Source organism: Desulfotomaculum defluvii (assembly GCF_054657375.1).
In genome coordinates, this window is record NZ_BAAHYV010000007.1 from 1,498,929 (window position 1) to 1,522,782 (window position 23,854).

Below are 23,854 nucleotides of genomic sequence, written 5' to 3' on the forward strand. Positions count from 1 at the left end.
GGGTTAATATGCAAAATAAAAAAAACACCCTGGCAGGCAGGGTGTTTTCATGGTTACGCTTCTTTTTTGGCACTCTTGGTCATTGTAATGCCAAAGCCGCCACAGATGTAGTAGATTGCAAAACCATACCAGATGGTATAAATCATATAGAAGATTAACATGAAGGTCATAACACCTTTATTATCTTTAACAAATTTGGTTTCTACCCCATAGTAGTTATAAGCAGGTTCGATAACTTTCTTCTGGTAGGTTTGCAGGTAAATAGATTCTTTGAAATTCTCCTGTTTTTCAAGCTCCTTGGCAATGGCTTTACTAATACTGTACCAACGGTTAGTTGCATCCCTAGGATCAGTATTGTATTTCTGCTGCACAACATCACCTTTGTTATCATACATTGCTAAGCAGTCTTCAGAAATGTTAGCCAACAGTTTCCCCAAATCAGTTTTTAAAGAAAGTTTTTCTTTATCCACCGTAACTACTGTGCCATCTACCTTTTGCAAGGCATCGGACCATCTTGCGGCCTGATTTTCATCCTTACAGGTAAGGTTTATCTCAATATTTGTACCATTCCATTTTTCGGCTTTTTTCACTTCACCCTGGACAACTTCTTGGGCAGATCCTTTAGAAATGGAGTTAAACAAGTCATCGGCAAATTCCAAACCATTTCTACCGTTACCAAAGGAGGGACTCATCATATAGGCATAAACACCCATGAAGGATAGTAACATGATAATCCCAATTATAAATGATTTGCTATCTCTTATCATATTATTGGCTCACTCCTTTCCCATCGGATAAAGAGGCTTTAGCAGTCTCAGCACGTAAAGTAGGAAGTCCTTTAATAAAGCTTATGATAATCCAGCCAGCAAAGAGTATAAGCAATCCGAAAAAGATCCAACTTCCAATGTTATTAATTAATGCACCTGTTTCCTTGGAGATGCCGATATAACCCATTTGGCCCATTTTCTCTGGCATGGCAAAGGCTCTGTTGACAAAACCAGCCATAATTGCGATGGCGTAGAAGGCTCTGATGTGCATACCGGGAACTACTTTAGTGGTAACCGCCCCGATTTGAATGCCTAGTAAGGAACCAACCAGCATACCCATCGCCAAGGTATAGAAGATATAACCATAGATAGCATATTGAGTAATGGAACTATAACCAGCAGTAAAAATAATCTGTAAAATGTCTGTTCCTACTGTGGTAAAGGAGGAAACACCGAGACCATATACAAACATTGGGAAGGTAACAAATCCGCCGCCTACACCCATAATAGATGCTAGAAAACCAGTGACGAGGCCACACAGTCCTACAAACCAACCAGAAATCCTTCGACCTCCCGGAGTAATGTCTTCATCAAATTTAATCATTGGGGCAAGATTTATACTCTGCAATTTTTTTGCTAAAGCTGTTAATCCTGTCGGACCACCGTGTACATCATCGTTCTTTGCTTGATTTGCTTGGCCTCTGGATTTAAGAAAATCATACATGGAGTAGCAGCCCAAGAAGCCTAAGATAATCGCATAAATGGTACTGATAATAAAATCGCTCATTACCGGGTTCGCATTAAATAATGCACGGTTGAGAGTACCTCCTCCGGTAACACCGATACCAGAACCAACTAAGAAAGCAATGGCCAGCTTTACGTTAACATTGCCTAATTTATTATGAATAACCGTACCCATAATCGCCTTGGCAAATATGTGGAACTGGTCGGTACCTACAGCCAGAATACCCTTTACACCTAAACTCATTAGGGCAGGCGTGATAACAAAGCCACCACCAGCACCGATACAACCAGTAATCAGACCAGCACAAACTCCCACCGCCATAGAACCATAAAACATTGTCGGAGTAAAATAAGATGGTCCATAGGAGCTTTTTCCACCTAAAAAGGAAGGTAAATCTGCTGCATGACCAATGGCTGGAATAATTATAGGCAAAGTCATTAAAAGTAAAATTAATAAATGTTTTCTGCTTCGAATTATGTTATTAGACATTTCGATTTCCCATCTTGCATGGGCCCTGGAGGCACTCATTAGAGCCTCGTATAATCCCCTCATGTAGACAACTCCCTTCAAACATAATTTTTTAGAGTGAAAAGGTGCTTCAGTACACTAATTTGTGATGACAAATTTTCAGCAGATTCTGCCTACGAAGTATTGATCAGTTCAAAATAATGTGCTAAAATTCAATTTGAAATGAAAATGTGCTAATAAAACTTTTTTGTTTTTTGGTATCACCCCCCAACTAATTTGCTTTTTTAAAGCATGCTTATATGATTCTTTATAATCTCCAGTGCCACATGGCTGGAGATTATTTCCGTTGAGTAATGGTACTCTACATACATATTAATGGGTGGCATAACTAATTGATCATTAAAGGTCTGAAACGGTTCTGTTTTAATGTTTATCTTTTTGACTCCCAAACCCTTGTTAAACTTATTCTTGTCTGCTGCCCAGTTGTTCGTGATAATGGAAATTGTTTTTTCCTTCAATACAGCATGCTTAATCTGGTATTCAAATGAATGAGTTGCCTCATGATATTGGTAATTTACCATGTCGTAAAATCCATTTGTTTTTATAACAGAATCTACTCTTTTTCTTACAGCCGATTCTCTACTAAGTTTACCTAATAAAATATCTGCTTTTATATTCTCTAATCCTGCAGTAACTTTAGCCAAATTGGCTCTAATCTCCTTAACTCTCTCTTCATTTTGGGGTTCGGACCTGGTTGTTTCAAAGTAAATCTTGTCACTACTAGCTGTATTACTGTTTGTATCCTGGATTGGTCTTGCTACTACATAATCAGTTCCTTCATCAGAAAGTTGCCTCTCTAAATCTAGAACAACAATATCCCTCTCCGTAACATTCTTCAAATGTTTAACTAATATTGATAAGTGTTCTGTTAACTTTGTCACATCTTCGACAACTTCAAAGCTTAGAGGCTTGCTATCTTCGTCACATACAAGCAGTAGAATAAATGGCTTTTTATAGTTTTGGCGTAATAACATGCTACCTTCTATATCCATTTCAAAGGATGTTCCATTAAAAACACTCTGTACTAGATGAATAAAAATTGCTTTATTTTTAGGGGAAGTCATTAAGAATATTGTTTCCTTGGTACTATCTTGGCTAAGGATTTTTAGTGCATTATAAAATTCAATGCCATTTGCTTTAATTAACCCCATTTCCTTACAAAAATCCTGAATAGAAATATTGATTTCCGATGCCACCATTATTTTCGTAACCATGGCTTCTACCAGTTGATATTGCTTAGGGTTTAGGCTTTTGCCTAGGGTTTTCATCAATTGAGAGTTTGTAATCTGTTCTAAAGCTGCAGGGATTTTTTTATTTACTTCGTTAAACAACCTTTTATTTTGATCCTGGGGCTCTACATCTTTATGAAGCTTTTTTAAACTTATAATTAAATCATTTATTCTGTCGGGTGTAAGGTTATCTACACTACCAAAATTGGCCACAACTCGTTGTTTAATTTTCCCGTTGCTACGGTAGTTTTCTATTAGCTTTATATACACATATTCCTTACCGTTTTTCTTGGTAGTAATTTTTCGAAAAAACACACTCTCACCTCCCACTTGATGTTACTTATCCAAAAGCCTTTTATAAGTTTAAAAGCATTTTTCTAACTAACTAATTTTTGTCTTTTAACTTGTGCAAATAGTAACAAATAGGTTTTTTAAACGCAAGATCTTTTTTGCACAAAATAAAGAATATTTTAGGTTTATCCCTACAAAATTTACTTGTAATATTGATTACAGTGAGACGACAAAATTTTTTTGTCATTTCTAAATAAGGATAAACCGGGGGTAATTTTTATTTGATCTTCTTTTATAAATCTTTCACAGGGTAAATTAACATTGTTTTATGTAAAAACGCAAAAAAGTATTGACAAAAAACTGTTTAACACTCTATATAATTGAGCTTTTTTAATGCCAAAGTTATTTTAAAAAATATGCACAGCAAAAACCACACCCTTCATCAGAGTGTGGTTTTTGCTTAATACTATCCTTCTTGCTTATTAGCAGATTTACTCATGGTAATGCCAAAGCCCTGGCAGAGAAAGTAGATGGAGAAGCCATACCAAATCGTGTATACCAGATAGAATAACATCATAAAGGTCATAATACCCTTGTTATCGGCCACTTGTTTGGCATCTACTCCGTAATAATTATAGGCTGGCTCAATAACTTTTTTCTGGTATTGTTGTATGGCAATGGATTCTTTAAATCTTTCTTGTTTTTCCAAGTTTTTAACCATTGCTTTGGTAATGTTATACCATTGGTTAGTAACTTCCCTTGGATCTGCTTTATACTTTTGTTTTACCACATCGCCGTTATTATTGAACATGTTGGTACAGTCTTCTGAAATATTGGCCAGCAATGCCCCGAAGTCTCCCTTAAAGGTGATCTTTTCCTTGTCTCTATTAACTTCGGCTCCAACTACCATCTGTAGGGCTGAGGACCAACTGTCAGCCTGGGCCTCATCGGCACATGTTAATGTTACATCAATCACGTTACCATTCCACTGCTTATCTTTACTAATTTCACTCTGAATTACATCATAAACTGATCCTTTGGATATTGAATTAAACATATCATCGGCAAATTCCAAACCGTTTCTGCCGTTGCCAAAGGACGGACTCATCATGTAGGCATATATCCCCATGAAAGATACTAGCATAATAATCCCGATAAGAAATGCTTTTGTATCTCTAATCATTAATGACTCACTCCTTTCCCATCAGCATAAGATGCTTTAGCAGTTTCAGCCCTCAGTGTGGGGAGACCACGGATAAAGTTTAAGATAATCCATCCGGCAAAGATCAGAACTAGCCCAAAGAATATCCAAGCACCGATATTAGAAAGTAACTTACCGGTTTCAGCACTCATGGAGATATACCCCATCTGAGTCATTTTTTCAGGAAGTGCAAAGGCTCTGTTTACAAAGCCAGCTAAGATGGCAATGGCATAGAAAGCACGGATGTAAACACCTGAAACAACCTTTGTGGTAGCTGCACCAATCTGAATACCCAATAAGGAACCTACCAGCATACCCATTGCCAGGGTATAGAAGATATAGCCGTATATGGCGTACTGGGCGATGGAACTATATCCAGCGGTAAAGATAATTTGTAGAATATCAGTACCCACTGCGGTAAAGGAAGAAACACCTAAGCCGTATACAAACATAGGAAAGGTCAGGAAACCACCGCCGACACCCATAATGGCAGCTGCAAAACCAACCACGGCACCACAGAAAGCTACAAACCAACCGGAAATTTTCCGACCACCTGGGCAAAGATCTTCGTCAAACTTAACCATAGGTGCAAGATTAACACTTTGTAGCTTTTGTGCTAATTTTGTAGTACCAGTTGGGCCACCATGTACATCTCCACTGGTATCTTTATTTTTAATAAAATCATACATTGAGTAGAATCCTAGGAAGCCCAGCATGATTACGTAAATTAAACTAATAATAAAATCACTCAATACAGGGTTGGCATTAAACAATGCGCGGTTTAATGTACCCCCTGCGGTAACACCTAGGCCGGAGCCCACCAGAAAGGCAATGGCTAAGGGTACGTTTACGTTACCCAGTTTTTTGTGAATAACAGTACCCATAATGGCCTTGGCAAAAATGTGAAACTGGTCAGTTCCAACTGCCAGAATTCCCTTTACACCAAGACTCATTAGGGCTGGTGTAATTACAAATCCGCCGCCGGCACCAATGCAGCCAGTAATTAAGCCTGCGCAAACACCAACTGCCATAGATCCGTAGAACATCATCGGGTTATAGTGGGACGGCCCATAGGCACTCTTGCCTCCGATAAAACTGGGTAAATCTGCAGCAAAACCAATGGCAGGAATAATTAGTGGAAGCATCATGAGTGCTAAAACTAGTAAATGTCTTCGGTTCCTTATAATATTATTGGACATTTCCAGTTCCCATTTTGCATGGGCTCTGGATGCGGACATTAACGCTTCATACAAACCCCGCATAATTGGTAACCCCCTTGTTATTGTTTTTGTAAAAATTTTGTGTTTAAAAAACAAAACCGTAGTGACAATTTTTTTACGTTAAGTATTGATTGTTGTTCCGAAAGATGATAAGATTAGCTTGATAAAGTAGATTTTTATTGACAAAATTAATTTACATCATCACCTCCCTGAACAGTTTCGTCTAGTGCGCTTTGTACTTGGGATTTTATTATCTCAAGCTGGATATGGCCTGAGATGATTTCTGGTGAGTAATGGTAATCTACGTATAAGTTAATGGGTGGAATGTTTAACTGATCAGTTATTTGATATAACTGGTTAGTTTTAAGGTGGATTTCATTAAAACTACGAGTCATTACAGAATCTAAATTGGTAATGGCCCAAAGTTCATTTTGTTTTGATATTTTTTTCTGCATAAGTAATTCCTCATTGATTTCATAGTTAAATGTCTGAGTACTTTCATTAAAGGTATAGGACACTAACTCTTCACTTTGATTACTTTTAATAATCTGCTCAGCTTTTTTCCTTACTCCAGACTCCTTTAACAATTTTCCTAATAGGACATCTGCCTTTATATTTTCTAGGCCTGCAGCTACCTTAGCTAATTTTGCCTTTATTTCTTTAATTTTACTGTTACTTATTTGGCTATATCTGATAATATTAACCCCATTGTTGTTGTCAGGCAATTGTTCAGGACTCTCCATAATTCTTTTCGCTAATATATAATCCGCAGAGCTATTTATACAATCTTCCTCATCTAAAACTATAATCTGCTCATACATATTCTTTCTGAATCTGTGAATTAAAGAACATATCAACTCAGATAATTCCTTTTTATCTTCAGCATACTCAAAATCTAATAAATTCCCTCTGAAATCTATGGCCATCAAGAGGTAAATATTTTTACAATAGTTCTCTGGAAGGTAGACGTTATTGGTAGTGTCAACGTCGAAGGAATGGCCTTCAAATTGACTCTTAAAAACATGAATGGCAATGGGATTGTGAATACTTTCATTTTCGTTGGTAATAAATAGCCTATGTTTTAGAAAAGCATCTTTAAGATCATCATGCCCTATTCTTTTTATGGTGTTGTAAAATTGTAGGCTAGTGGAATCTACGAGTCCTAAACCTTTGCATACCTCATGAACAGGCTTCCTCGCTTCACCAGCCATAATTGTCTTTATTAGTATTGACTCAGCTATTTGATACATTTTGCTACCTAGTAGAGGCACCATTAGCTCCCTGATGTTATATCGATCGATTACCCCCTTAATCTCATTAACTTTGGATGAAAGTCTTACAGGCACCTCTACATTGGCTGGTTGCTTTACTTCGTTGTGTAGTTTTCTAAGGCTAGCGATTAAATAATTAATCCGTTCAGAAGATAGGTTTTCCATACTACCAAAATTTGCAATAACCCTCTGCTTTACTTTACCTTCTTGACGGTAATTTTCAATGAGTTTTACATATACGTACTCCCTGCCATTTTTTCTGGTGGTAATTTTACGAAAAAACATAAACTTCACCCCCTGTGTTACAGGTCTTTTTTTTAGTTTTGTAAAAGTTTAGTTTGTAAAGTGTGCTACTCTTGTCATACTCTATTTGCGGTTATGCTATCAAAAGGTTTTTTTTATTTCAAGTGTTTTTTAATAAATAATTTGAATTAATTTTTTGGTTTTGTGGATTTTTCACGGCAAAAAACGTTTAATCCTAGATTAAATGTACTATGACATTTTTCTTTTGTCATTACGTAAAGTAAAGTAAAAATAGCCGATAGATTAACAAAATTATCATCGAGATATAAATGTTTAGAAAGATAACTTTTATTTAATAAGTTTGACAAACCATTTTTTTAGGAAGCAAAAACAGACCTGCAGGAATGTAATTTCCTACAGGCCTGTTTTTAATTTTCTTCCACAAGTTTTTTAAGTAATCGACCGAATTCAGTGGTAACTGAAAAATAATCGGTCCAGGGAATAATATTTTCATATCCATACTCCGGTGGTCGGTCCCCCAATAATATGCTGATAGTTTTGCATCCTAAGGCCTTTAACCTCTTAACTTGTTCTTTGACCAACCTAGTTTCCGGACCGGGATTTGGATTGCCGTCGGCAATAACGATTAAAACCTTTTGCACAAAGGGTCGTCCCTCAGACATCATCCTTAGAGCAGCGTATTTTACCGCAGTTCCCTCAGGCGTGGTACCTTCAGCACCGGTAACACCTAATCTGACTTTGTTTGATAGGCTAGGAGAGTATAGCTCATAAAGATTTACAGCCCCTTTTAAATTAAATCCAAAAACCCATGTTTTAACAGACTTTACAGGTTCCAAAGCTTCTAAAAAAAGAGCTGCTAAATTCCGAGCCAACTGAACCCTTGAGATTCCTTCTCCGGCTGGATAGACCATTGAAGCACTGGTATCCACCAGAAGACATATATCAAGATCCCTTGTTCTGGTGTCAATAACCTCTGTACGACGAAATATTCGATTAGAAAAACTAGCTTGATAAAGGCTATCTTCATCCAGTTCTCCACTGGGCAATTGATATTGGTTGATAATCTGACGCGTGTTGGCCCAGCTTAAACGGTTTCTTAACCTGATTACAAAAGGTTTAACAACACTCCTAGCTTGTTCATATCTCTCAACAGCTCCCTCATCTAACAAAGGCCTTCTAAAAACAACCATTGGCGGAGGGGGTGGCGGATAGTCAGGATCCAAGCCAGCTTCCATGAGTTCGCTCATGTTGGCAACCTGTAACTGCTCCTGACGCATGTTTTGTATTAAATTTTGTAAATCACTGGGTATATTTGTTTTATTACTATTATTGCTATTTCCTGGTTCAGCCTGATGCTTTCCTTTATTGTTGTAATCCAACAGTGAACTGGGTAAAGAGTAAGCAATATCATGTTGTATCAGGTTACCAAATAATTCTTCATAAATTCTTTTAGCTACCGTTCGGGTATTTAATTTCTCTAATCTGGCAGGATTATCAATATAAATATATTTTTTTAGAAGATCTGCTACTTGGTTTACTCTTGCTATCTTAGAGACGTAATTACCAGTGGAACGCATAACCAGCAAAAATTCAGTTGTCCGAAGGTTTAATTCATTTTCCATTAAATTTTTACGGGGTTGGTGTTCCCATTTGGTTCGATCCAGATCAAATTCATAACGACGGTATTTCCAAAAGTATCCTGCATACCCTGGATAATAAAGGGAAGTAAGTTGTTCGATATAAACATCCTCAACTACATTGCGAATCACTGCCATAAAGGAATTGCCAGGCATCTCTGTATAGTACTCAGTTTTACTAAATTGGGCGTGGGCCGCTTCATGAAGGGCCATGCCTGTAAGAACATCCACGATATCCGGCATCATGTAGCCTGGAGGTGGATTAAATAGAGGTTCCCCACTTAAAGCAATTTTCTTTGCTGCAAAATCTGTTCTAGATTCCTTGGAGCTAAAGTTCACGGTAAATTTATTTTTACCATGAACAATATCAATTACCCGGGAAACTGCCCCTAGGATGGCGGTCATAGCCATGGCTTGTGCATCCATGTCTTCTGATCCCAGCAGCTTATGGCTAAACATGGCATAGGTCTGTCCCTTACCCTTTTTGTCATTATCTAATCCCCTGCCGGTTAACCAAAAATCTGAAAGACTTTTGTTACGCCAGAGTTCTACATTATGTTCATATTGCACCTAATCACCTCCAGTTTGAGGTTATGCTGGTTTTTTTATCCCAGGTAAGCTTGAATAACTTGTAAGACCGTAGTTTGCTCACTGTCCACACCGCCCTCTGGTGAGAACCGATTGACAAAGGTATATTTGAGAGCAGTATTAAGGGGTTGGCCTCTTTTTATTAGTGCAGCGGCTGCAATGGACGGCCGAAATCCAGTGGGACGGCTAAGGCTTTCCTCATGGTAAAGACTGTTTAGTTTATGAGTTATTCTAGCCAACAAGAGAGCCTGTTCTTCATTAACTCCGTAAACCTTCACCAGTAATTCGGCCATAATCTCTATCGGTGGTAATTCTAATTTGATGGTTTCAAAGCGATCTTCCACCGCAGTATCTTCCATAAAAGTACCTGTATGGCTGCGGCCACGGTTTTCAGTTGCCACAAAAATACACATAGGATGTACAGCAACGTATTGTTTGGTTTCTTCAATATAAACTTCCCGGTTGTGGTCAAGTATTGTATAGATCGAATTATGAATATCTGGGGTAACTCGGTTAAATTCATCTAGCGCAATCACACCAGGTCTTTGAATGGCATTGACAAATTCGGATTGAATAAAGACCGTTTGACCACCGATAAACTCCCAATGACCAAACCAATCCCTGGGAGTCCTAATGGCCCCTACATTGACCCGGTGAAATGGCAGGTTATGAGCCTGGGCCAAACGTTTAGTAAGCTCGGTTTTACCAGTACCTGGATCCCCAGTAAGCATAACATTTATTCCCGAAAACATCAGATCTTGAATAACCGATAATTTCTCCGTATCAACCCAAAAATCAGGTAAAAATTGTATATTGATACCCCATTGTTCTTTAGATGTCTGTTCTGCTGTCATTACCAACCCTCCAGCTAATTATTTGTTTAATTTAGCTTCGACATATTATAGACATACCCTTCAGTGTAAGAAAAATGCAAGGTTTATCTAAAAACAGGATTTTTTATGTTTTTGGCGAAAGAGTTTATGAACTGCTTTTTTGGAGGTACCTGGGTGGATATAGCAAGCATTGACCAGCAATACATCTATTGGAAATATAAAAGCCAGTGGTGCGTGGCCAAAGTTCAGGTCAATGCAGCAGCTGACAAGATATTTTTATATATCTGGCACTTGGATGGTACGTTTATCTGCATGACAACTGGTAAACAACCGGAAACAATTTTACGATCCCAAGGCTATAATCTATGGTTAAGGGAAGGAAGACCTAACCTCAAAGAAATACTTGAGGAAAAAACAAAAACTAAGCCAGAACAGATTGAATTATTTTAAGGTGGGAATAATGTCCAAAGGACTATATTTGTATAAGATAGTTGGGAGGAGTCAATTATGACACAGGAAGAACAAAAGTTTGATGTTATTAAAGAATATGGCGGAGCAGCTTACAGTCCAGATTTCGGAGCTTGGGCAGATCTTAATTATGAAGATGATGGTAAAGAGTATGCCCGTACCACTATGGTCTTAGTTCACCCCGCTTGGACAGATCCCCTGGAGGCAGCTGGCGGTGAATACTCCCCGCCGAGCTGGGCCTACGATCCAGAATCTGATATGTACCTGCTGCTGGTAAAATGGCAAAACGGTGTACGTCTACCCATTGCCTTTCGGAAGGAAGATGCAGGTAAGCTACTCTTTGATGAATATGTAAATAACTCCTTTGACATCATGATTTCTAACAAAAAATTTACTGGTGAAATTGGCGAAGATGATACTCTAAAGTTCCATGTCATATGGGATGCAAAATTCAGCAAATCACCTCAAGCATCCTGGCCAGAGTAACTCTTTACGCGACAGCGGGGACGGTTCTCGCTGTCGCATTTTTTTATCAATAGATATTTTGCGACAGCGAGAACCGTCCCCGCTGTCGCATGATTACCCCTTAAAGCCGCTAAATCCTTTGCCAGTCACTTCGGCTGTTTCGGTAACGAACATAAAGGCAAGTTCATCAATATTGATTACTATCTCCTTTAGCCTACCAATCTCAAAATTGTTAACTACACAGGTAATGACCTTTTTAGAACTTCCCGAAAAGCCACCATGACCATCTAACAAGGTAACACCCCGATTTAATTCTACGATAATCCGCTTAGCGATATCTTCATTTTTATCAGAGATGATAGTTACCGACTTATTACGGTTAATCCCTTCAATTACAAAATCAGTAATCTTACCGCTTACCCACATAGAAATAGCGGTATACATTACTATTTTTAGACTAAAGAAAAAAATAAAAAAGGCTAATACAGAAATATTGGTATAGAACAGAAAGGTTCCTACACCAATATTTTTCTTTTTTTTCATGACCATTGAGATAATATCAGCACCACCAGTAGATGCACCAAACCGAAAGACCAGTCCTGCACCTAGGCCACCAACCACACCTGCATAAATAGCTGCCAGAAACAAATCTATTTGTGGAGCTTTAATATATGGTCTAGTTAAGGGAAGGGCTAAAATCATAATAAAGGTCCCTACTAAGCTATAAATAATTAATTTTTTGTTTAACTCCCTTAATCCCCAAAGGAAAATAGGAATATTTAATACAAATATGCCCAGGGAAACAGGTAAATTAATTAAATATTCCCCCATCAAAGCGAGCCCACCTACTCCCCCTGATAACAACCCGTAAGGAATAAGCAAGGCATTAAAGGCTATTGCCATGATAACAGCACCTGTGGTTACTCCTAAAAGTTTTTTAGTAATTATTATTGCTCCATGTTTTAATTTTGCTTTATCTATATTTTTTCCCATAATACCACCTCTTGTCTAAGGTATAGTTTAACCCAAAACTTCAGCAGAACCTCCCTTTGCTTCTATTGACAGTTTTGTGCATACCGTATATAGTGTATATATACAGTGCAATTAGTCATTGAAGGGATGTCCAAAATGAAGATTATTATATCGAATTCTTCTAACCAACCCATTTATGAACAGATTGTTTTACAAATCAAAGAATTAATTATAAAAGGAAAACTTGTGGAGGCAGAACCTTTGCCCTCCATCAGAAACCTAGCCAAAGAGCTACAGATTAGTGTCATTACCACCAAGCGAGCTTATGATGAGCTAGAAAAAGAAGGTTATATTGTAACGGTCCCGGGCAAAGGTTCCTATGTGGCTGCAGAGAATAAGGAACTGCTACAAGAAAAACGGCTAAGGATTGTCGAAGAAAAATTAATTGAAGCAGTGCTTGCAGCAAAATCAATCCCTTTGTCACTTGATCAATTACAGGAAATGCTTAGTTTGTTTTATGAGGGGGAAGTGTAGATGGAGTCCATTTTAGAAGTAAAAGATCTTAGCAAAAGCTTCCAAGGTTTTCGTTTAGAAAACATCAATTTTTCTATGCAGAAAGGTTATATCATGGGCTTCATTGGCCCTAACGGTGCTGGCAAAAGTACAACTATTAAATTAATTTTGAATTTACTTAGAAAAGACAGTGGCCAAATCAAAGTATTTGGATTAGATAATATCCAGCATGAGCTAGAAATCAAAAACAGAATTGGCTTTGTATTTGACGAAAATTATTTTTATGAGGAACTGACTATCCAAGAAATGAAAAAGATCATTGCCCCTTTATATAAAAAATGGGATGACCGTACCTTTGCTAAATATCTAGTTGATTTTAATTTACCACCAAAACAAAAGATTAAAGATTTATCCAAAGGAATGAAAATGAAGTTTTCCTTGGCAGTTGCCTTATCCCATCAGGCCGACCTTCTGATCATGGATGAACCCACCTCTGGTTTGGATCCTGTGGTTCGCAATGAACTTCTGGAAATCTTAACAGATATTATTCAGGATGAAAATAAGGGTGTTTTTCTTTCTACCCACATAACTTCCGATTTAGACAAAATAGCTGATTATATTACACTTATCCATCATGGACAAATTATTTTAAGTACTTCTAAAGACAATCTCCTTGATAGCCATGGACTTATCAAAGGTGGCCAGGAATTATTGGATAATGACACGCGGAAGCTTTTTATTGGCATAAAAGAAAACCAATTCGGATTTGAAGGTTTAGTTAGGGATCGCCAGCAAGCAATAAAACTTTTTGGAGATTATGTTCTCATGGAGAAACCTACCTTAGAAGATATTTTACTCTACTATACAAGGGGGCTAGAAAATGATTAACTTAATCTTAAAGGATCTACTGATCCAGAAGAAAATTATCCTTTTAGGTTTTATCTACATTATCTTCTTTTCCCTAATTATGCAAGGAGCGGAAGTGGTTGTGTTTCCCACAGCCCTAACTGCCCTAACCTATATGTTCATTTTAACCTCCTGTGCCTACGATGAAAAAAATAAAGCTGATGTTATGTTAAACAGCCTACCCCTTAAAAGATCAACTATTGTACTGGCAAAATATTGCTCCATCCTTGTTTATATCACCATCGGAACAGTGGCCTATTGTTTAACTACCCCTATTATTTCATTCACAGGTATACCTATGAAAATTTACCCAATTTCCTTAGAAGGTTTAGCCGGCGGATTATTTGCTATCGGGTTGTTAAGTAGTATTTACTTTCCGGTTTACTTTAAGTTTGGCTATATTAAGTCCCGCTTACTTAACCTAATCTTGTTCTTTTCTATCTTCTTTGGTATATCTAACATTATTAATTTCCTTTATAAGCATCAAGAACTTCCTTGGTTCCAAGTTATAGCAGACTTTTTTCAAACTAAATCAGACCCCCAGATCTTTGCTCTAATCATGGGTTTCATCTTGCTAATGCAAACTGTATCCCTTGCCCTATCCTTAAAGTTTTATCATAATCGGGATATTTAGGATTCCTGTCATATTCTCTGGTTGAAAAGAAGATAATATAGTAAATTTAAGCAGGAGGTTAGGCAAATGGCTAGAACTTCAGAAAGATACCTTATGAGCTACTTTGCTTCCATCAATAACGCTGAACAGGCAACTCAGGAGCTACAACAAGCTGGATTTGAACTTCCTTATATCAATGAATTAAATGCTAACTTTCCCACAGCGCTATTAGACCAATCCATCCATCCTGATCTTAGTGGTGGTACCTTATCTGATTTGGAATATAATTATTCGGTTCCTTTTATTTTGCCCAAAAACCAAGATCAATTGGAGCTGGCCGTAAAAATCATCGAGAAACATGGTGGAATGTTATAGAAAAAGGGGCTGTTGCATAATTATTCTGTTCTTGTGTAGATATAATGTAGGGAACGCCCCCCCGGGTCGTTCCCTACATTGATAAAAAGAAGTGTCGCAAACTACTGAAAAGTAGTTTGCGACACTTCTTTATGATTCATCTTTAGCTCTAGGTTCTTTCTTTGGTAGTCTGCCAGCTTTCTTAACTGCTTCTCTAAGCAGATATTCGATATGTGCATTGACACTACGCAGTTCATCGGCAGCCCATTTTTCCAGTGCCTCATGTAGTCTTGGATCAATTCTTAGGGGAAAACTTTTTCTTGGTGGCACATTATCACCTTCTAGTATAGGCTTCCTGCATTAATAACCGGTTGTGCTGACTTTTCTGAAACAATGGCCACCATTAAATTGTTTATCATGGTAACTTTACGTTCATCATCAAGTTCTACGGTGCCTTCCTGAAGCAGCTTATCAATGGCCATTTGTGCCATTCCCACTGCCCCTTCTACAATCTTTTGACGGGCCGCGATTATGGCAGAGGCCTGCTGACGCTGCAACATTGCACTGGCGATTTCAGTAGCGTAGGCCAGATGTGTCAAACGGGCTTCCATGACTTCAACCCCTGCTACGTCCAGACGCGTTTGTAACTCTTTGCTTAATTCGGCAGCAATCTCTTCTGTATTGCCACGCAGTGAATAGCCTTGATTTTCAAAATTGTCATAGGGATATTTAGTTGCCACATGGCGCAAAGCAGTTTCGCTTTGTATCTCCACAAATTGTTCGTAGTTTTCAACATCAAACAAAGCTTTGGCTGAGTCCACTACCTTAAAAACCACCACAGCCGCAATTTCAATAGGGTTACCTTCTACATCGTTTACCTTTAATTTTGTACTGTTAAAGTTTCTAACCCTTAAGGAAACCTTTTTATTAATGGAAAAGGGGATGGTCAACCAGATACCATTCTCTCGAATACTACCCATATAGCGCCCAAAAAAGGTGACTGCCCTAGCCTGATTGGGTTGTACGATAAGGATACCACTGGCTAAAATTACGAAAGCAAAAATTACAAAGGCTCCTATAACAAAGTGAAAATTTAGGAAGAAATACACGGCGCCTGCTAATAAAACAAGTAAAGTTATAATAGCCAGAAATCCATTTACTTTTAAAGCATTCTTTTCGGTCATTTAATCGCCTCCAAATATATTGTTTTGATACTAATATGATATCACTTTTGTATCAAAAAAAACAGGTGTAAAACCCCGATATCTTCTTGGCATTTTATGGTTTTGAAAAACAAAAAAATGCCAGTCTCCCTCATTAAAGGTGATAACTGGCTAAACCGGAAAAGTTCAATAAAGAATATTCGCTATAAATAGAATAAATCCTGTCGTAAAATTGACAAATTTTAATCTTCTTCGTTAAAAGTTGCTAACGGATTTGTTTGATCATCCAGCACATCCTTTAAACGAACCAACCCGGGACCGGCTAGAGTGTCGGACTTTGGTATAACAAGATCTTCAAAGTCTTGCAACTGAATCACCTCCCAATTTAGTAATGCTCCTTATTTAGTAATGCTCATCGAGAAGAGATTCATGCTGGAAATTCTTTTTTTCCAGGGCCTTTTGACAATAACGTAAAAAGAGCCATGGGCCGTGCGCCATGGGCCATGAGATAAAATCCCTTAAAGCACAACATGCAAATAAAGCTCAAGGCCCATGGCTCATGGCTGATGGCCCTCTCTATAAATAAACAATTTCCCCATTGTCAAAAAGATAGATTACCCGATCCTTCACTGGTTTTTTCAAAATATCTTGCACTGCCCGGGTATAAAGGTTGATTTGTCCCTGGTATCGCTTCACCGGAGAATCTTGGCCTGGATATACCGCATCGGACTTATAATCAATCAGTAAAAAACCATCTCCTTCATCCACCAGGCAATCAATTACCCCCTGTACCAACACCATTTCTTGGGCATACTCCGTAGGTAATTCTTGATAGACCTCTGTGGCTGGCAAAGCAAGACTGAAGGGCAGTTCTCGTTCTACCCTGGGGGCTTGCAATACCCTTTGACCAACGGTGCTGGCAAAAAAACTGGTAATATGAGAGGGGTTAATTACTGCAGCCTGCTCCGGTAGAAGGATTTCTCTTTGTATAAGGTTTTGTATCAGTACTTGAATGGTCTTTTCATCTGGTACTTGATTTAACGGAACATGTTGCATAACCAAGTGAATAGCTGAGCCCCTTTCGGCAGGCGTTAGACCTTTATCTTGTTGTAAAAACCGGGGACGCCCAGTAATCTTGGGTCTATAAGGCATAATTCCTTCTTCCTGCCTGGCCAATTCATCAAACTTGTGTTTCACCTCAGTTACAGCTGCTTTAGCTGGCCGAGTGGTGATCAAAGCCCTTGGATAAGTCCAGTTTAACCTTCTCTCAATTTCTGCTGAAAACCCCCTATTCTCAAAGGGCCTTAGATTTTTTATACTTTCTAAAAACTCATTGGCAGGCCCGCTATTTTCTTGGGGTTTTTTTTGCATATCTTTCATTAAGTGGAAGGTTAAATTCCAAGCCGATGGATCTGCAGCTACTTCAGGGTGAGGCTGTGTTTCTACCTGCACTAACTGCCTCATTCCATCCCCATTTCTGTGTCGGGCAATGGACGGACAAAGCCAATCTAAATAACTTTTAGCAGCCATTAGTTCGGTATCTGGTAAGGGCCAGCCAACTTGAGTTACTGAAGCACACCATTTTTCTAAGGATTTGTCCAAATCTCTCACAGATCCCACGAGAATTAATTTTTCCCTCGCCCTGGTTAAAGCAACATACAGCACCCTCATTTCCTCAGCCACAGACTCCTTACGAATCTGCTGTTTGAGCAGAAGTTTTGGTAAACTAGGATAGGAAACCCGCTGGCTCAGTTGAACAATCTGAGGTCCTAGGCCAAGTTCTTTATGCATGAGCATATCTTTATTTAAATCCATCAAGTTAAATTGTTTGCCCAGGCCTGCTATAAATACAACTGGAAACTCTAGACCTTTACTTTTGTGTATACTCATGATGCGTACTACGTCTTCATTCTCTCCCAATGATCTGGCAGAGCCTAAATCATTTCCTGCATCTTTAAGCCGTTCCACAAAACGTAGAAAACGGAACAGTCCCCGGAAGGAGGTAGTTTCATACTGCTGCGCTCGGTGGTAGAGCACCCGTAAATTTGCTTGACGTTGGGTACCTCCAATCATACCTCCCACATAATCATAGTAGCCGGTTTCCCGATACAACAGCCAAATTAAATCAGCCAGTGACCCCCGTCTGGCCCGGGAGCGCCACTCTTCCAGTTGGTCAAGGAATCTCCTTAAAGTAACTGATATATTACCAAACTCCCCCTTGGCTGCTGCCAGCACAGCATCATAAAAATCTCCTTCCTTGCTGCAAAGGCGTATTTCTGCCAGATCGCTTGCCCTAAGACCCACCATAGGAGATCTTAGTACTCCAGCCAAAGGAACATCCTGCCTGGGGTTGTCAATGATTTTTAACAAGGACAGAAAGGTTTCTATTTCCACGGCTTCAAAATAACCTGTACCCAACTCGGCATAGGTAGGAATACCCATGACCCTAAGTTCCTCTAGAAAGGTATTGGCACGACCTGTTGTGGCCCTAAGCAAAATTACGATATCACGATAGCTTACCGGACGATATTGACCCAACCCGTTATCCCAGATCATAAACTCTGGACCCACCAAATCCTTTCCCTTGACCATATCTAAAATTCTCATACCAATCAGTCTTGCCTCAGCCTGATCGCTATCCAGATCCTCCTGCTCGTCTTCTGTTTCCTCAGGTGATTCAGTACTAATCATTTCCTCTTGTGTTTGCTTACGGTCAATTACATAAACCTCCACTGGTCCACCCGCTGTATTTAACCCCTCCTGCTGTGGGTAATCAGCACCACAACGAAGTTCCTCTAATTCATCATAAACTATTTCACCAGCAGCCTTGGTCATAATTTGCCGGAAAATAAAGTTTACTGCCTGAACAATCTCTAGTCGACTACGAAAGTTTTTACTGAGTCCTATTCTGGTTCCCTCAGTACTCTCCCTGTGGGCGTACAACTCAGACTTACTGAGGAACAAATTCGGTTCTGCCAGTCGAAAACGGTAGATACTTTGTTTAACGTCCCCCACCATAAACCGGTTATCTATTTGGGACACCAGTTTTAGAATAGTCTCTTGAACAGCGTTAATATCTTGGTACTCATCCACAAGCACCTCGGCATATTGTTGTTGTAGTTCCCTGGCCACCGCTGAGGGTATAAGTTCTCCCCCAGGGCTATTTGGGTCAAGTAGAATGGACAGACAGTAATGCTCTAAATCTCCAAAATCAACTAATCCCTTGGCCAGCTTTTTCTGTCGGTAAAGCTCCATGAACTCAATGGTTAGGTTGGCTAACTCCGTAATGAGAGGTTGTAATGAACGTAAATCCTTTAAAATCACTAAGGGCTCCGCACAGAAATAAGTATTTAACAGGTCGTTAAATTTATCCTTGGCTTTATTTCTTAGACCCTGGGACTTGTTTTTAAGGTTATCATCAATTTCTCCCCGACATGGACTCAACTTACTCCACTTAATACTCATAAAAGAACAATATAACTTATCCCAACTTACAGACGCAGAGCTATTGGCCAAAGGTTCGATATTAATAATGTCCGCCGCCAAGGTTTTACTATAGGGTTCTGGTCCTCCGGGCTGTCTGGCCAACCAGTCAGCCTGCTTAAGCAGACCTAATACTCCCCTAAGCTCCTGAATAATTGATTTTTTGATATGATTTACCCAAGGTAAATCATCTAGGGTCTTATCTTCGGCAATGCTATAGTTTTCTGCCAGCCCCTTCAACCATTGTACTGGCATGGGGTGACTGCTGGAAAAACGATACAATTCTAGGATTAAGTCCTGTAGTCTAGCATCATCCCTCTGTCCACCGTAACTATCAACCAGAAGCCCAAATGCTTCAGCCTCTTCTTGATTATAACGGGCCTCCAATAGTTCCTCCAACACATCCAATCGTAGGAGTTCTGCCTCCACCTCATCGGCTACCCGAAAACCCGGGTCTAAATCCAGTTTGTAGAAGTAGCGACGTAACAAATCTAGACAGAAGGAGTGCAGGGTGGTAATGGACGCATGATTTAGCATGGTTAACTGCCTAGCCAATCGTTTGGAAAAGGGATTTTCTTCTAGTGCCTTGCTTAAAGCATGACCAATTCGTTCACGCATTTCAGCCGCTGCAGCATTGGTAAAGGTAACAATCAAAAGCTGGTCCACATCCACTGGCCTTTGCGTGTCGGTAATTAGCTGTATAATTCTTTCCACCAGAACCGCCGTTTTTCCAGCCCCAGCGGCTGCAGCCACCAGTAAGTTAGTATCACGGGTAGTAATGGCCGCCAATTGTTCATCGGTCCATCTCTTATCACTCATGCTTATCACCCAGACTTTCTTTTATCAGCGACCAGAGAACCTGCTCTTCGTGATCCGCCAACAGTCGAAACAGGTTATCTTTCAGCAATGGATCAAACTGACATACTGCTTTAAAGATACAGTAGCGGCAAGCCTTTTCTTTCCCCCTCTGGTAGGGGCTTATGCTAATATCTCCGTTAACCATCTGTAGACCAATGGACTTTAGTTTATACTCCAAGTAATTTCTTAATAGACTGAATTGCTCTGTCGTAAGAACCTTAGAATTGGCATAAAAGTCCCCATTTTTCTTCAAACCCACAGGTAATAGATCCGACTGTCCACTGATACTTTGGTCCATTTGGGTAATCACCAACGGGTCAGCCAAAAGCAAACCTTTCATTTTAAGTTGTTTTAAAAGATTTTTTTCGGCTTCCTCTTCGGTTAGGGGCCCAGAGGTGATCACAAAGGGATCTCGGACACTAAAGTAAAGCATTCCAGCAGGCAAAGCATCATGTTCAGTCAGTTGCTTGGCATGCCTAAGGGCCACATCCAGATAGGTAAGAAGCTGTAGCTTTAAGCCATGTACAATATCCGTCAGTTTGATATCTGTTTGACCAGATTTGTAATCAATAATGGAAAAATAGTGCTGTCCGCCTTCATAAGCGCTATCAATTCGGTCAATGCGCCCTGCCATTTCCATTTTACAATTGTCGGCCAATTCCAATTGCACTGCCGGTAATTCACCGTTCTCGCCAAATCCAATTTCCACTGCAATTGGCCTAAATATACCTCTCCTGGCATGTTCCGTCAGGGTATACACAGCCCTTTCCAGGGTTCTTCTCAACTTCTTAATTAAATAACGATGCCGAGCGGTACTAAGAAGAATTTCATTTTGCAATTGAGGTGCCAGTTCATTAACAATTTCACCAGTGATTGTGACAATCTGGTTACGAGATAATTGGCCCCAATCCAAATTCAATGCTTTTATCCGATCTGCAAATAGTTTAAGGGCTGCATGGAAAAACTGCCCTAAGTCTGGTGCAGCCAACTTAAACTGTCCACGTTCCTCAAGTTTTAAACCATGGGAAAGAAAATGAGAAAAGGGACAAGTTGTAAACCGTTCCAAACGGGAGACACTGGCCCTTAAACGACTCCCATACAATCTCCGTCCAAGCCCCGCTGCCAGAGAAGTTTCTTGATTTACATGATAAAGACCAGCCAAGCTCCTACCACAAAAATCCTTGTACTTGGGTTGTTGGACAAACCATGAATATACATCCAGCCACACAGGATCCACTTGACGCCCTGCCACAGTTTCTCTTAACATTGCCACTAAATAAGACAGGGTCCTACCAGGACTGGCTATAAAAATCATATCCCCCCCTGTGGCTGGTGGTTCCACTGGTACAATATGTTCCTGTAATAGGGGCAACAATTCTTTAACTCGCTGGATGACCTGGGACGGCCTTAGGGCCTTCCCTTCGTCATCGGCGTGGGGATAACTCAACCACAATTGATCACTGGCCCGGGTCAGGGCCACATAGATCAAGTATTGCTCATCAAAAAGTTTTCTTTTAGCTCCGGGAGCTAATTTTAAGCCGATTTCCCTTAATGCTTCCCGTTCATAATCATTAAATAGACCCTCTTCCCCTGGCCTAGCCGGTAACACACCATCATTGATACCCAGAACCAGAGCAGCCTTTACATTAGGGTTCCTGGAACGCTCCAAAGTCCCTACAACAACCTGATCTAGCCCAGGTGGAATCAGCCCCAGTTTTAAACTCTCCAGTCCTGCCTCCAATACCTGAGAGTATTCTTCTAGACTGAGTTCCTCATCCCCCATGGCCTCCACAACCTCATCCAACAACAGGGACACGTTGTTCCAAATCTGGGCATGTTCTCTGGCTTCAATCAGTCGACCTTCTTTTTCTGCTTCTACCGCCCAGCGTTCCATGCGATCGGCCACAGCCAGTGATTCCAATAGTTCAAAAAGGGCAGTGGTTATATCCCTTACATTCCGGCATTTTGTAACTTTATGATGAAAAGAGTTTAGCTGGTCAATGGCTGTATAACGAATCCTATTAATCTGGGCCAGTTCCTCTGCCTCACGGTCATTTAAATCCTGGTCCTCACCCAAGGTATAGTATTTGCGGTAAGTCCAATCTCGTTTATCAATCCAACGATTTCCCCGGATACCGTGGGACAAAACGTAGTTCTCCAGCCTGTCCAATTCATTTCTTTTTACTGGGACCAGATCTGTTTTTAAATATCGAAATATGGGATCATAGGTCCACTGTTGATAAATTACTTCTAGGGCGCTGCGTATCAGTTCTACCAGTGGATGATGAAGTACCTGTCTCTTTTGATCAATGAAAACCGGTATGCCATGATCATTAAAAATTGTATTTATGAGATCACCGTAATTGGTTAAGTCCCTAAGAATAACCACAATATCTCGCCAATTCATTCCCTCTTCCTGGCACAGTCGCAATATCTCCCTGGCCGCAGCCTCCACCTCAGCCCGGCGGTTGGCACAGGCCACCAGTTTTACTCCCTGAGATATTTCTCCTGCTTGCAGTGGGTGACGAAAATAATTTTTTTCCAAATGGGCAATGGCTAGTTTCTGAGCAAAACGAACTGGCGTATCCCCTTTGCATAGGACCGGTGCTTCAATGGGTACTTTTAAAGCTGCGGCCATATCCCCAAGGATGTGATAGGTTTCCACAGTGGGATAAAATAACTCTAATTCATCACAGGTTTCTTGCAGATAGATCGGATCAAAGCAAAGTGCCACATGTACTCTAGCTGCAGTACCTAACATTTGCTCAATAACTCTGTATTCCTGAGGTGTAAAACCAGTAAAACCGTCTATGTATACTTCTGCCCCATGAACCGTAGGGGAACCCTGAAGTCGTTGGGCCAGCAGGTTCAAATAATCATCTGGATCTATAAAACGTCCCATTAAAAATTCTTCTAGATCGTTATATAACAGATTAAGATCCTGGAGTTTATCTAAAATAGCATTGCCTTTATCCGACTCCATCTGTTGTATTCCCTTTTTCAAGTCCCGTGGTTCAATACGATAGAGCTTTAACTCAGATAAAGTACTGGCTAAACTATCTGCAAAGCCAGGCTGTTTAGCTGACCGATGAAATATTTTCAACTCCGATTTACGCTGCTCGAGAATCCGTCGAAGTGCCATTTTTTTGCCTAACTCACCAATATGGGCCCTAGCAGCACCACCCATTTCCTGCATTACCCGATAAGCCAAGCGGCGAAAACTCAATACCTGAGCCCGTATCATCCCCTTCAGTTCCGGGGTCGTTGCTAACATATACTCATATTGAAAAGTGGCTTGCTCTGGTACCAACAGAATAATGGGACTTTCCCCTTGGTTTTCTCTTAACTTCTGCCGCACCTCTGTCAAACAACTGTGACTCTTGCCACTGCCTGCTCTGCCAATGATAAAGCGAAGGCTCACAACAGGTTCCTCCTTCGTAAAACTCTCTCTTTTCAAATTCGTGCCTGTTTGAATAAATCCCTTT

At 39.8% G+C, this 23,854-nt stretch carries 19 protein-coding genes and 1 pseudogene; 6 read left to right on the top strand and 14 right to left on the bottom strand.

Annotated features, from left to right (window positions below):
* Positions 1 to 53: 53 nt before the first annotated feature.
* The 8 genes and pseudogenes from ACYQ03_RS14400 to ACYQ03_RS14435 form a co-directional block, all read right to left on the bottom strand.
* Positions 54 to 767, bottom strand: coding sequence for a hypothetical protein (locus ACYQ03_RS14400; protein WP_459910614.1), 714 nt, complete (start codon positions 765 to 767; stop codon positions 54 to 56).
* A 1-nt stretch (position 768) separates the two neighbouring features.
* Complete coding sequence (locus ACYQ03_RS14405; protein WP_459910615.1) at positions 769 to 2,064, bottom strand: sulfite exporter TauE/SafE family protein; 1,296 nt, start codon at positions 2,062 to 2,064, stop codon at positions 769 to 771.
* Between the two features lie 1,397 nt (positions 2,065 to 3,461).
* Positions 3,462 to 3,584 (bottom strand): annotated as a pseudogene (locus ACYQ03_RS18405) (hypothetical protein); the annotation flags it as partial.
* A 442-nt stretch (positions 3,585 to 4,026) separates the two neighbouring features.
* The gene (locus ACYQ03_RS14415) at positions 4,027 to 4,743 is read right to left on the bottom strand and encodes a hypothetical protein (protein ID WP_459910616.1); all 717 of its coding nucleotides are present in this window, start codon (positions 4,741 to 4,743) and stop codon (positions 4,027 to 4,029) included.
* On the bottom strand, positions 4,743 to 6,023 hold the full coding sequence (locus tag ACYQ03_RS14420) for a sulfite exporter TauE/SafE family protein (RefSeq protein WP_459910617.1): 1,281 nt from the start codon (positions 6,021 to 6,023) through the stop codon (positions 4,743 to 4,745). The genes ACYQ03_RS14415 and ACYQ03_RS14420 overlap by 1 nt, the downstream gene beginning before the upstream one ends.
* A gap of 146 nt (positions 6,024 to 6,169) precedes the next feature.
* On the bottom strand, positions 6,170 to 7,537 hold the full coding sequence (locus ACYQ03_RS14425; protein ID WP_459910618.1) for a hypothetical protein: 1,368 nt from the start codon (positions 7,535 to 7,537) through the stop codon (positions 6,170 to 6,172).
* A 386-nt stretch (positions 7,538 to 7,923) separates the two neighbouring features.
* The gene (locus ACYQ03_RS14430; protein ID WP_459910619.1) at positions 7,924 to 9,723 is read right to left on the bottom strand and encodes a vWA domain-containing protein; all 1,800 of its coding nucleotides are present in this window, start codon (positions 9,721 to 9,723) and stop codon (positions 7,924 to 7,926) included.
* A gap of 35 nt (positions 9,724 to 9,758) precedes the next feature.
* Positions 9,759 to 10,595: an AAA family ATPase gene (locus ACYQ03_RS14435; RefSeq protein ID WP_459910620.1), complete on the bottom strand. Its 837-nt coding sequence runs from the start codon at positions 10,593 to 10,595 to the stop codon at positions 9,759 to 9,761.
* 153 nt (positions 10,596 to 10,748) lie between these two features.
* On the opposite strand from ACYQ03_RS14435, the gene ACYQ03_RS14440 reads away from it, so the two are divergent.
* Positions 10,749 to 11,024, top strand: a complete 276-nt coding sequence (locus ACYQ03_RS14440; protein WP_459910621.1) for a hypothetical protein — start codon at positions 10,749 to 10,751, stop codon at positions 11,022 to 11,024.
* 57 nt (positions 11,025 to 11,081) lie between these two features.
* Positions 11,082 to 11,528: a hypothetical protein gene (locus ACYQ03_RS14445; RefSeq protein WP_459910622.1), complete on the top strand. Its 447-nt coding sequence runs from the start codon at positions 11,082 to 11,084 to the stop codon at positions 11,526 to 11,528.
* A 93-nt stretch (positions 11,529 to 11,621) separates the two neighbouring features.
* On the opposite strand, the gene ACYQ03_RS14450 is transcribed toward ACYQ03_RS14445, so the two are convergent.
* Positions 11,622 to 12,500, bottom strand: coding sequence for a YitT family protein (locus tag ACYQ03_RS14450; RefSeq protein WP_459910623.1), 879 nt, complete (start codon positions 12,498 to 12,500; stop codon positions 11,622 to 11,624).
* A gap of 135 nt (positions 12,501 to 12,635) precedes the next feature.
* Here ACYQ03_RS14450 and ACYQ03_RS14455 point away from each other — a divergent pair, with 135 nt between their 5' ends.
* From ACYQ03_RS14455 to ACYQ03_RS14470, 4 genes are all read left to right on the top strand, one after another.
* Entirely contained in the window at positions 12,636 to 13,013 is a 378-nt protein-coding gene (locus tag ACYQ03_RS14455) for a GntR family transcriptional regulator (RefSeq protein WP_459910624.1), read from the top strand.
* Entirely contained in the window at positions 13,014 to 13,880 is an 867-nt protein-coding gene (locus tag ACYQ03_RS14460; RefSeq protein ID WP_459910625.1) for an ABC transporter ATP-binding protein, read from the top strand. It abuts the gene before it with no gap.
* On the top strand, positions 13,873 to 14,532 hold the full coding sequence (locus ACYQ03_RS14465; protein WP_459910626.1) for an ABC-2 transporter permease: 660 nt from the start codon (positions 13,873 to 13,875) through the stop codon (positions 14,530 to 14,532). The genes ACYQ03_RS14460 and ACYQ03_RS14465 overlap by 8 nt, the downstream gene beginning before the upstream one ends.
* Positions 14,533 to 14,598: 66 nt before the next feature.
* Entirely contained in the window at positions 14,599 to 14,886 is a 288-nt protein-coding gene (locus ACYQ03_RS14470; protein WP_459910627.1) for a hypothetical protein, read from the top strand.
* Between the two features lie 129 nt (positions 14,887 to 15,015).
* Here ACYQ03_RS14470 and ACYQ03_RS14475 read toward each other — a convergent pair whose 3' ends face one another.
* The 5 genes from ACYQ03_RS14475 to addB form a co-directional block, all read right to left on the bottom strand.
* The gene (locus ACYQ03_RS14475) at positions 15,016 to 15,195 is read right to left on the bottom strand and encodes a type II toxin-antitoxin system antitoxin (RefSeq protein WP_459910628.1); all 180 of its coding nucleotides are present in this window, start codon (positions 15,193 to 15,195) and stop codon (positions 15,016 to 15,018) included.
* A gap of 11 nt (positions 15,196 to 15,206) precedes the next feature.
* Entirely contained in the window at positions 15,207 to 16,049 is an 843-nt protein-coding gene (locus ACYQ03_RS14480; protein ID WP_459910629.1) for an SPFH domain-containing protein, read from the bottom strand.
* Between the two features lie 221 nt (positions 16,050 to 16,270).
* Positions 16,271 to 16,396, bottom strand: coding sequence for a hypothetical protein (locus ACYQ03_RS14485; RefSeq protein WP_459910630.1), 126 nt, complete (start codon positions 16,394 to 16,396; stop codon positions 16,271 to 16,273).
* Positions 16,397 to 16,604: 208 nt separating this feature from the next.
* The gene (gene addA / locus ACYQ03_RS14490; RefSeq protein ID WP_459910631.1) at positions 16,605 to 20,330 is read right to left on the bottom strand and encodes a helicase-exonuclease AddAB subunit AddA; all 3,726 of its coding nucleotides are present in this window, start codon (positions 20,328 to 20,330) and stop codon (positions 16,605 to 16,607) included.
* Positions 20,323 to 23,790 (bottom strand): helicase-exonuclease AddAB subunit AddB, encoded by a 3,468-nt coding sequence (gene addB / locus ACYQ03_RS14495; RefSeq protein ID WP_459910632.1) that lies wholly within the window; start codon positions 23,788 to 23,790, stop codon positions 20,323 to 20,325. Before addB ends, addA begins: the two co-directional genes overlap by 8 nt.
* Positions 23,791 to 23,854: the final 64 nt, after the last annotated feature.

Excerpts from the sequence above, each read along its gene's own strand:
- ACYQ03_RS14455 (WP_459910624.1), top strand. The coding sequence starts at position 12,636 with ATGAAGATTATTATATCGAATTCTTCTAACCAACCCATTTATGAACAG.
- ACYQ03_RS14420 (WP_459910617.1), bottom strand. The coding sequence starts at position 6,023 with ATGCGGGGTTTGTATGAAGCGTTAATGTCCGCATCCAGAGCCCATGCA.
- ACYQ03_RS14465 (WP_459910626.1), top strand. The coding sequence starts at position 13,873 with ATGATTAACTTAATCTTAAAGGATCTACTGATCCAGAAGAAAATTATC.
- ACYQ03_RS14425 (WP_459910618.1), bottom strand. The coding sequence starts at position 7,537 with ATGTTTTTTCGTAAAATTACCACCAGAAAAAATGGCAGGGAGTACGTA.
- ACYQ03_RS14470 (WP_459910627.1), top strand. The coding sequence starts at position 14,599 with ATGGCTAGAACTTCAGAAAGATACCTTATGAGCTACTTTGCTTCCATC.
- addA (WP_459910631.1), bottom strand. The coding sequence starts at position 20,330 with ATGAGTGATAAGAGATGGACCGATGAACAATTGGCGGCCATTACTACC.
- ACYQ03_RS14480 (WP_459910629.1), bottom strand. The coding sequence starts at position 16,049 with ATGACCGAAAAGAATGCTTTAAAAGTAAATGGATTTCTGGCTATTATA.
- ACYQ03_RS14460 (WP_459910625.1), top strand. The coding sequence starts at position 13,014 with ATGGAGTCCATTTTAGAAGTAAAAGATCTTAGCAAAAGCTTCCAAGGT.
- ACYQ03_RS14415 (WP_459910616.1), bottom strand. The coding sequence starts at position 4,743 with ATGATTAGAGATACAAAAGCATTTCTTATCGGGATTATTATGCTAGTA.
- ACYQ03_RS14450 (WP_459910623.1), bottom strand. The coding sequence starts at position 12,500 with ATGGGAAAAAATATAGATAAAGCAAAATTAAAACATGGAGCAATAATA.
- ACYQ03_RS14400 (WP_459910614.1), bottom strand. The coding sequence starts at position 767 with ATGATAAGAGATAGCAAATCATTTATAATTGGGATTATCATGTTACTA.
- ACYQ03_RS14405 (WP_459910615.1), bottom strand. The coding sequence starts at position 2,064 with ATGAGGGGATTATACGAGGCTCTAATGAGTGCCTCCAGGGCCCATGCA.
- ACYQ03_RS14445 (WP_459910622.1), top strand. The coding sequence starts at position 11,082 with ATGACACAGGAAGAACAAAAGTTTGATGTTATTAAAGAATATGGCGGA.
- ACYQ03_RS14435 (WP_459910620.1), bottom strand. The coding sequence starts at position 10,595 with ATGACAGCAGAACAGACATCTAAAGAACAATGGGGTATCAATATACAA.